7 protein-coding genes are annotated in these 9,677 nt (G+C 74.2%); all 7 read left to right on the forward strand.

Translation table 11 applies throughout. From position 1 onward, the window contains the following. The coding region (gene cydC, locus ACFWA9_RS36075) for a thiol reductant ABC exporter subunit CydC (RefSeq protein ID WP_380393235.1) at positions 1–1,870 on the forward strand (1,870 nt) is incomplete at its 5' end. Between the two features lie 26 nt (positions 1,871–1,896). Further along, positions 1,897–3,705, forward strand: a complete 1,809-nt coding sequence (locus ACFWA9_RS36080; RefSeq protein ID WP_380393238.1) for a GAF domain-containing protein — start codon at positions 1,897–1,899, stop codon at positions 3,703–3,705. Between the two features lie 206 nt (positions 3,706–3,911). After that, the gene (locus ACFWA9_RS36085; protein ID WP_380393241.1) at positions 3,912–4,334 is read left to right on the forward strand and encodes a YegP family protein; all 423 of its coding nucleotides are present in this window, start codon (positions 3,912–3,914) and stop codon (positions 4,332–4,334) included. After that, positions 4,321–4,728, forward strand: a complete 408-nt coding sequence (locus ACFWA9_RS36090) for a hypothetical protein (protein ID WP_380393244.1) — start codon at positions 4,321–4,323, stop codon at positions 4,726–4,728. The genes ACFWA9_RS36085 and ACFWA9_RS36090 overlap by 14 nt, the downstream gene beginning before the upstream one ends. Before the next feature lie 437 nt (positions 4,729–5,165). Further along, positions 5,166–6,197, forward strand: a complete 1,032-nt coding sequence (locus ACFWA9_RS36095) for a substrate-binding domain-containing protein (protein WP_352295189.1) — start codon at positions 5,166–5,168, stop codon at positions 6,195–6,197. 248 nt (positions 6,198–6,445) lie between these two features. Beyond that, complete coding sequence (locus ACFWA9_RS36100) at positions 6,446–7,039, forward strand: hypothetical protein (RefSeq protein WP_380393247.1); 594 nt, start codon at positions 6,446–6,448, stop codon at positions 7,037–7,039. A gap of 311 nt (positions 7,040–7,350) precedes the next feature. After that, on the forward strand, positions 7,351–9,677 hold a 2,327-nt coding region (locus tag ACFWA9_RS36105; protein ID WP_380393249.1), incomplete at its 3' end, for a hypothetical protein.

The raw sequence follows: 9,677 nt of genomic DNA on the forward strand, positions 1-9,677 counted from the left end.
GGCCGCCGCACCGCCGCCCCGGCCCGCGCACGACGGGCGGCCGGTGCCGGCCGCCGACACCCCGCCGGAGGAGCCCGCCGGAGCGGCGACCGTACGGCCCCGGCTGGCGCTCTCCGTCCTGCTCGGCGCGCTCGCGCTCGGCTGCGCGGTGGCGCTGATGGCCACCTCCGGCTACCTCATCTCCTACGCCTCCGAGATGCCGCCGGTGCTCTACCTGATGATGGCCGTCACCTCGGTGCGGGCCTTCGGCATCGGGCGCAGCGTGTTCCGCTACGCCGAGCGGCTGGTCTCGCACGACGCGGTGCTGCGCACCCTCGGCACCCTGCGGGCCGCCGTGTACCGCCGGCTGACCGTGCTGGCCCCGGCCGGGCTGCCGGCCTTCCGGCGCGGGGACCTGCTCTCCCGGCTGGTCGCCGACGTCGACGCCGTCCAGGACCACCACCTGCGCTGGCGGCTGCCGGCGGCGGTGGCCGCGGTGGTGTCGCTGGCCGCGACGGCGGCGATGGCCGCCTTCCTGCCCGCGGCCGGCCTGGTCCTCGGGCTGGGGCTGCTGCTGGCCGGGGCGGTGGTGCCCGCGCTGGCCGCCCGCTGGTCGGCCGGTGCCGAGCGGCGGCAGGCTCCGGCCCGCGGCCGGCTGGCCACCGCCGTCGTCGACACCCTCACCGGAACGGCCGAGCTCACGGTGGCCGGGGCGCTGCCGGGCCGGCTGGCCGCCGTCCGGTCCGCCGACGCCGCGCTGACCGGGCTGGCCGCCCGCTCGGCCGCCACCACCGCGCTCGGCACCGGGTTGATCGCGCTGCTCACCGGGCTGACGGTGGCCGCCGCCGCGGCCGTCGGCATCCGGGGTGTGCAGAGCGGTGCGCTGGCACCGGTCTGCCTGGCGGTGGTCGTGCTGACCCCGCTGGCCGCCTTCGAGGCCGTCACCGGGATGCCGCTCGCCGTCCAGGCCCGCCGGCGCAGCCGGACCGCCTCGGCCCGGCTGGCCGAGGTGCTGGACGCGCCCGCGCCGGTCACCGAGCCCGCCGCCCCGGCGGCCCTGCCCGGGCAGCCGCTGCCGATCGCCGTCCGCGGGCTGACCGTCCGCCACCCCGGCCAGGAGGCGGACGCGCTGGTCGGCCTCGACCTGGACCTCGCCGCCGGCCGCCGGATCGCCGTGGTCGGCCCGTCCGGCTCCGGCAAGACCACGCTCGCCCAGGCGCTGCTGCGCTTCCTGGAGCCGGCGGCGGGCCGGATCACGTTCGCCGACGGCCGTCCACAGGCTGTGGACAGTCGGGAGCTGGCCGGGGACGACGTCCGCCGGGTGATCGGGCTCTGCGCCCAGGACGCGTACGTCTTCGACAGCTCGCTGCGGGAGAACCTGCGGCTGGCCCGGCCCTCGGCCGACGAGCGGGAGCTGCGCGCCGCGCTGGCCGCCGCCCGGCTGCTGGACTGGACGGACACCCTCCCGGCGGGCCTCGACACCATGGTCGGGGAGCACGGCGCCCGGCTCTCGGGCGGCCAGCGCCAGCGGCTCGCGCTCGCCCGGGCGCTGCTGGCCGACTTCCCGGTGCTCGTGCTGGACGAGCCCGCCGAGCACCTCGACCTGCCCACCGCCGACGCGCTCACCGCCGACCTGCTCGCCGCCACGGCCGGCCGGAGCACCGTGCTGATCACCCACCGGCTGGCCGGCCTCGACGACGGCTCCGTCGACGAGGTCCTGGTCCTGGACGGCGGCCGGGTGGTCGAACGCGGCACCTGGTCGGAGCTGGTCGCGGAGCCGGGCGGCCGGCTGCGGGCGATGTGGGAGCGCGAACGCGCCGCGGACGGCCCGGTGGCGGTGGGCGCGGCGGCAGCCGGTCGCCCTCCGGCCGCCGCGCCGACCTTCGGCTGAAAACCGTACAAACTACGCTCGACACCATGGACCCCACGCCAGACCTGCCACCCCCCGCCGCCCCCGACCCGGCGCCCCACCGGGTGCCCGAGATCTCCTCGCTCGGGCTGGACACGCTGGTCACCGAGGTGGCGGAGCGGCTGCAGTCGGCGGCCGCCGTCACCGACCGGATGCAGCGGCTGCTGGAGGCCGTCGTCTCGGTCGGCGCCGGGCTGGACCTGCACGCGACGCTGCACCGGATCGCCACCGGCGCCGCCGAGCTGGTGGACGCCCGGTACGCCGCGCTCGGCGTGATCGCACCGGGCGGCCACGGCCTGGCGGACTTCATCCACGTCGGCGTGGACGACGAGACCGCCGCCGCGATCGGCGAGCTGCCGGCCGGCCGGGGCATCCTCGGCGCCCTGATCGACCGGCCCGAGCCGCTGCGCCTGACCGACCTGGCCACCGACCCGCGCTCCTCCGGGTTCCCGCCGGAGCACCCGGCGATGAAGACCTTCCTAGGCGAGCCGATCCGGATCCGTGACGAGGTGTTCGGCAACCTCTACCTCACCGAGAAGCAGGGCGGCGGCGCCTTCACCCCCGAGGACGAGCAGGTGGTGCACGCGCTCGCCGCGGCCGCCGGCGTCGCGATCGAGAACTCCCGGCTGTACGAGGAGGGGCGGCGGCGCGAGCGGTGGATCGCGGGCGCGGCCGCCGTCACCACGGCGCTGCTCTCCGCCGACGAGGCCGAGGTCGCGCTGACCGTCGCGGCCGAGCAGGTGCGCGAGCTGGCGGACGCGGCGCTCGGCATGATCCTGCTGCCGACCGTGGACGGCGAGGGCGACGGCCAGATGCGGGTCGCGCACGCCTCCGGCGAGGCCGCGGAGTTCGTCCAGGGCGAGCTGCTGCCGAAGGAGAGCTTCGGTGCCCGGCTCCTCCAGGGCGACAGCGTCTACCTCGACGACATGTCCAGCGACCCGACCGTGGTGATCCGCCTGGCGCGCAGCTTCGGCCCGTCGATGGCGGTGCCGATGGTCGCCGCCGGCCGGGTGCTCGGCGGGCTCTGCGTCTGGCGCCCGCGCGGCGCGGTGCCGTTCACCGACACCGAGAAGCAGCTCGCCGAGACCTTCGCCTCGCAGGCCGCGCTGGCCCTGCGGCTCGCCGAGGGCCAGCGGGACCAGCAGCGCCTCGCCGTCTTCCAGGACCGCGACCGGATCGCCCGCGACCTGCACGACCTGGTGATCCAGCGGCTGTTCGCCACCGGGATGATGCTGGAGAGCGCCGCCCGGCGCGCGGTCGTGCCCGAGGTGAAGGTCGGCATCGGGAACGCGGTGGACGAGCTGGACGCCACCATCCAGGAGGTCCGCACCACCATCTACGCGCTCCAGCACGACAACCACGGCGACGCGCCGGACACCCTGCGGACGCGGGTGCTGCGGGAGGGCAGCCAGGCCGCCGCGGCGCTCGGCTTCAAGCCCTCGGTGACCTTCACGGGACCGGTGGAGAGCCTCGTCGGCGAGAAGACCGGCCGTCAACTGCTGGCCGCGCTGCGCGAGATGCTCTCCAACACGGCCCGGCACGCGCGGGCCTCGCGGGTCGGCGTGGAGGTCGACGCCACCGTGCACCTGGACGACGAGGGACGCCCGGTGAGCGGTGACCCGGAGTCACTCGACCGGGCCGGGCGCCCCGGGGTGCTGCTGACCGTGACGGACGACGGCGTCGGCATCCCCGCCGGCGGCCGCCGCAGCGGTCTGCGCAACCTCACCCGGCGGGCCGAGGTGCTCGGCGGGGACGCCTGGCACGAGCCCGGTCCGTACGGAAAGGGGACGCGGGTGCGCTGGACCGCGCGGCTCTGAGTCTTCGCGCGCCATCGAACGGTCTGTGCCGGTCAAGGGAGTTCGGTGAGGGGACCGGGCGTGTGGTTGGTGTGCAGTCGGTGAATGTTTAACGAGGGAGAACTTCGCGGCCAACGGAGCAAGTTGTGCATTTCCTTCCCTTCCGGCGTGCTCGTGTGCACACATAGCTTTACTCCCGTCTCGGAGGGAACCGGACTGGGGGAGCAGTGGACGCGTCGAACCGCGGTCACACCGCAGCAGGTGCAGGGCGTGGGGGATTCCGGGTCGAACGGGCACCGGACGGGCGTTACCGCTGGCAGCTGAAGGCCCCCAACGGCCGGGTCGTCGCGGTCACCGCGGCCGGATACGAGACGGCCGCGGACGCCGAGCGCGGCTTCGACGGGTTGCGCGCCGGCGCCGACGCCCTGGTCGCCCGGATCACCCACGTCCGCGACGGCATCGGCTGGGTCTGGGTCGTCCCCGGTTCGCGCCTGCTCCCCGAGGTGCGCTCCAGCCGCGCCTACGAGCGGTACGCGACCTGCCAGAACGCCTTCCGCCGGTTCGTCGTGCTGCTGGCCAAGCAGCCCGCCCCCGCCCTCGAACTCCCGGAACGCGCGGCACCGTTGAGACCCTCCGATGCCCGCCGCTGAGCGGCGCGGTCCGCGCCTGCTGATCGTGCCCGCCGCCGATCGGTGCCTCGGGTGGTCGCTGCGCGCCGCCAACGGGAGACAGCTCGGCGTCGGCGTCCGCACCTATCGCAGCGAGGACGAACTCGCCGACGCGGTTAGAGAGTTGATCATCGAGCGGGCCGCTCTGCGGTGCACCGTCGGGCAGTCCGAGGCCCGGCTCTGGGTCTGGACCGCCCAGCTGCCGGTGCGCAGCACCCGGCCCGGCGCGGTCGAGGCCGGCCCGATCGCCCGCAGCGCCCGCGGCTACCTCCGGCGCGACCAGTGCCAGGCGGGCGTCGACGGCTTCCTCGCCGGGCTCCAGTGGATCGGCCAGGAGCTGCGCAGAACCGGCCGGGACGCCCGCCGGCCCTGGTAGTACCCCCGCGCGGTGCGCGGCGCCCTGACGGCCCGGTCGGATGGCGCCTCGTCAGACCCCCGTTCCGGCCGGCCGGGATGCCGTGCGTCCCGCCGCCCGCGCCCGGCGCCACCCGCCCCGTTCGCCCCCCGTTCCCCCTGGTCCGGTGAAGCGCAGGTTTCCGGCAACCCCCCGAGCCGCCACCTGGAGAAGAACGTCATCGGCCTCCGACCTGCGGCTTTCCACCCCGCCGCGGCCGGGCTGACCAGTCACTAAACCTGTCCGAACCGATGAGTCGACAATCGCCGGCCGCCGCTGACGGCCCTTCCGGGGGAACAGCCCGTCCCGACAGGATCAGCCCTGCCGGAGCGGCCACCGCGGATGTGGCCACCGGCCCCGGACCCCCAACCAGGGCCCGGGCAAGCGATGCACCTCTCTCCCACCGGAGGAACAGGAACATGCGCAAGACCGCTGCCAAGCTGCTCGCCGTCGCCGCCATCGCCACCTCGCTCGCCACCGTCGTCGCCGGCACCGCCAGCGCCGACCCGAGCGTGACGCCGGCCGCCCAGGACATCGTGAGCGCGGGCTCCGACACCACGCAGGCCGTGTCGACCCGGTTCTCGACCGACTACAACGCCTACCTGACGAGCATCGGCGACACCACCTCGCCGCGCTACTACAGCTGGGACGCCACGGGCTCGACGAACATCACGCTGAAGTCGGGCGCCTCCTCGATCGTCCGCCCGAACGGCTCCGGCGCCGGCATCACCGAGCTGAACACCTCCGGCTCCGCGCTGGACGTGGCCCGCTCCTCGCGTGCCCCGAAGTCCACCGACCCGGCGTCGGACATCTTCGTCGCGTTCGCCAAGGACGCGGTGACCTGGTCCGCCAACTCCGGCGGCCACGCCCCGGCGAGCCTGACCGCCGCCCAGCTCAAGGGCATCTACGACTGCTCCATCACCAACTGGACGCAGATCAACGCCTCGCTGACCAACGCCACGATCAAGCCCTGGCTGCCGCAGGCGAGCTCCGGCACCCGCGCCTTCTTCCTGACCGCGATCGGCAACCCGACCGTGGGCAGCTGCGTCCAGGACGGCCCGGAGGAGAACGAGGGCGTCGACACCCGCCTGGCCGGCGCCGACACCGTCTTCCCGTACTCGGTGGCCTCGTACCTGTCCCAGACCGTGGGCGGCCACTCCACCCCGACCTCCGCCCCGGCCAGCCTGACCCTGCGCAACGTCGGCACCCTGGTGCCGGTCAACACCACCACCAACACCATCAACGCCCCGTTCGCCGCCTCGGCGTTCGGCCGCGTGGTCTACAACGTCGTCCGTGACGCCGAGTGGACCGCCACCAACGCCCACGGCACCGCGCTGCGCGCGATCTTCGGCCCCTCGGGCTGGATCTGCTCCAACGGCACCAACGACATCAAGAGCTACGGCTTCCTGCCCCTCCCGGCGGCGGCCTGCGGCAGCACCACCCACAGCTGATCACATCCGCTGATCACACCCGCTGATCACACCCGCTGATCACATCCCGCACCATCCGGCGGCCACGGGCTTCGTGCCCGTGGCCGCCGGCCACACCCGGGCACCCCTTCGTGCCCGTCGGAGCCGGCCGGGCGCCCATCGACTTCGGCATCCTCCGCCCGCCGGGCAGTGCGGAGGAGGAAGGCCGTCGGGGCGGTCGAACGACCGCCCGCACCACCCAGCACATCACCTCTCCCAAGGAGTTCAGCATGACCCGTACCAGCGCCCGCTTTGCCGCCACCGGTGCCGCAGTCGTCCTCGCCGTGACCGGTATGAGCGGTGCGGCTGCCGCCGACGCCGCCCCCGCGGCCCCGACCGGCAGCGCGGTGGTGCACGAGAGCACCGCCTTCCTGAAGGACTCCGCCCTGAACGGCCTGGTGGTCATCCCGCTGCCCACCGCCACCCCGTCCTACGACTCCACCACGGGCTTCTCCACGTCGTTCCCGGTGACGGGCGGCGACGTCAACCTCCAGGGCTACTACGGCAACGTCCAGCTGGGCGGCAGCCTGCTCTTCGTCAACCTGTTCACCGGCAAGACCGCGGTCTTCAAGCAGCTGGCGTTCAGCGCCGACAGCTGGGCGATCACCGGGGTCCCGGTCGGCGGCACCGCCCCGGTGGCGCTGCTCGACCCGGCCGGCACGACCGACATCACCCGCACCGGCGCCACCCAGACGGTGACCGCCGCGGACCTGAAGGTCGACGCCGAGGGCGCGCAGTACGTGGACACCAAGCTGAACACCACCTTCTTCAAGGCCGGCCAGTCGATCGGCAGCTTCTCGCTGAGCTTCACCACCGGCGGCTGAGCTCCACCACCGGCGGCCGACACCTGCGACCGGCTCGGGGGGACGGCGGGTCCGTGCGACGGCACGGGCCCGCCGTTCGCAGGTGGAGTTCCCAACTCCGCTACAGAGTCGTCGCGTTGTGGTCTCGTACATCGGTACGACCGGATCCGGCCATGTAGGGCTGGCCGAATGGATGCGAACCGGAACCGCCGGCCTGCTCGCCGCCTGATCCACTCTCGCGCCGCGTCACGGCGGTGCGCGTTCGCACGGAGGTGCCCGTCATGAGACTCCGACTACTACCCGGTACGAGACGCGGGGGGTGGCGCCGGAGGTTGCCGGCGGTCGCCCTCGTCTGGTCGGTGGTGGTGGCGCTCGGCGTGGCCCCCATCGGCCTCGGCACGTCGTCGCAGGCCGCGGCGGCGACCTCGTCCGCCGTGACCAAGCCCGGCCCCAAGGTGTGGGACCCGAACACCTGGGAGGAGGGCGCCGAGGGGAGCGTGACGGTCGCGCAGACCCAGAACCTGTCCAACCAGGTGCTGCAGGTCTCCTGGAGCGGCTTCACCCCGACCGTCGACACCTCGGGCACCCCGCTGACCATCGTCACCAAGGGGTCCAAGCAGGCGCTCTACGCCGTCCGGGTCTACCAGTGCCGCGGTCTCGACCCCAAGATCACCGACTGCTACGGCAGCAAGCTGTACAACGCCGACGGCGGCAAGGGGTTCAACCAGAAGGCCCCGGCGGAGGGCACCACGACGCCGGACTTCCCCTCGAACATGGCGATCGCGCCCACGGGCGCCGACGGCTCCGGCGAGACCTCCATCGAGATCTGGACCGCCACCCAGAGCCCCTCGCTCGGCTGTGACGCCACGCACCCGTGCTCCCTGGTGGTCGAGCCCAACTACGGCGGCGACACCCAGGACCCGTACAAGGCACGGAACGGCGCGGTCGACTGCACCGACCACCTCAGCGACGTGGACGGCTTCTTCAACACCGCGAGCGACGGCGGCCTGGAGGCCTACGCCGGGGCGTGGGACGGCAACCAGTACGCCGGGTACCAGCTCGGCGAGCAGTGCGCCTGGGAGAAGCGGACCGTCGTCCCGCTGCACTTCTCGCCCACCGCCGCCGACTGCGACAACCGCGCCGCCGACTTCAAGGCGGCCGGCCTGGAGATGGCCAACCGGGCCGTCCAGCAGTGGCGGACCGGCCTCTGCCTGGCGTCCTCCCCGCTCGCCTTCCAGTACTCCTCCTCCGGCGGCGAGCCGCAGGCCAGGGCGGCGTTCCTGGGCGGGTCGGCCGGCGTGGACGTCGCGCTGACCGCGTACCCCGACACCGCGACCCCGGCCCGGCCGTACGTCTACGCGCCGCTGGCCACCACCGGGATCTCGGCGGTCTTCCTCGTCGACGACCCGGACACCGGCCGCCAGCTCCGGGACATGAAGCTGACCCCGCGCCTGATGGCCAAACTGCTCACCCAGTCCTACGCGCCGCTGGGAAGCCCGGTCGCGTCGGTGAGCGGCAACCCCAGCTGCGTCTTCCTGGACGAGGACTTCCTCCAGTACAACCGGTTCCCGGAGAGCAGCGGGCTGCACTGGCCCCGCTCGTGCACGCCCGCGGAGTTCGAGCCGACCATCGTCGGCGGCACCACGGACCTCGTCTACCAGCTGACCGCGTGGATCGCCGCCGACCCGGAGGCCGTCCGCTTCCTGGACGGCGAGGACGACCCGTGGGGGATGCGGGTGAACACCTTCTACCAGCGGGGCGCCTACTCCGGGTACCCGGCCGACACCCTCCAGCCGCAGGACTTCACCGGGCCCACGGACGTCAGCGAGGCCGCCAAGCGGATGCGGCAGTACGAGTGGAACCCCGTCCTCGGCGGTCTCACCCAGGTGCTGCGGACCATCCTGGAGAACCGGTCCACCTGCCAGCTCTGGATGGCGGACCCGGCCACCGGCAACCACCTCAAGTGCGACCCGATGGCCCGCGGCGAGCGGAAGCTGTTCGCGATCATGGACAGCGCCCAGGCCAAGGCCTTCTCGCTGCCCGAGGCCACCCTGCGCAACCCGGCCGGCGGCTTCGTCTCGCCGACCACCAACGGGTTCCAGTCCGCGGTCGGCGACATGCCGACCGACGCCGCCACCGGCACCCAGCTGCTGCCCTACGGCGTCGCGGGCACGGCCTTCGCCCGGGACACCCAGGCCTACCCGCTGACCACCGTCCAGTACGCGATGGTGCCCACCGGCGGGGCGGCGGACAAGGCGCCCGCGATCACCCGGTTCCTGACCACCGTCGCCAACGGCGGCCAGGTCTACGGCGTGGAGCCGGGCAAGCTCGCCCCGGGCTTCCTCAGCCTCACCGGTGCCCAGCGCCAGCAGACGCTCGACGCGGCGAAGCACGTGGAGACGCAGGACAACAAGTGGCCGGGCAACCAGGTCGCCCCGCCGCCGACCACTCCGCCCGGCGGTGACGGCGGGACGACCGGCGGGGCCGGCGGCGCCACCGGCGGCGAGTCGGGCGGCACCGGCACCACCACCGCCCCGGTCACCGGTACCGGCGACGGCACCGGCACCGGCGGCTCGTCCACCGGCGCCGGCTCCGGCGCCGGCGGGCTCGGCGACGGCGCCGTCGGCGGCGCCGGCGGGATCGGCACCGGGGCTGTCTC

It is taken from the genome of Kitasatospora sp. NPDC059973 (assembly GCF_042737525.1).
In the GTDB taxonomy this organism is placed as follows: Bacteria; Actinomycetota; Actinomycetes; order Streptomycetales; family Streptomycetaceae; genus Kitasatospora.

What these genes read in the sequence shown, in the direction of transcription:
- ACFWA9_RS36090 (WP_380393244.1), top strand. Translation starts at nt 4,321, where the DNA reads ATGCCCGCCGCTGAGCGGCGCGGTCCGCGCCTGCTGATCGTGCCCGCC.
- ACFWA9_RS36100 (WP_380393247.1), top strand. Translation starts at nt 6,446, where the DNA reads ATGACCCGTACCAGCGCCCGCTTTGCCGCCACCGGTGCCGCAGTCGTC.
- ACFWA9_RS36080 (WP_380393238.1), top strand. Translation starts at nt 1,897, where the DNA reads ATGGACCCCACGCCAGACCTGCCACCCCCCGCCGCCCCCGACCCGGCG.
- ACFWA9_RS36095 (WP_352295189.1), top strand. Translation starts at nt 5,166, where the DNA reads ATGCGCAAGACCGCTGCCAAGCTGCTCGCCGTCGCCGCCATCGCCACC.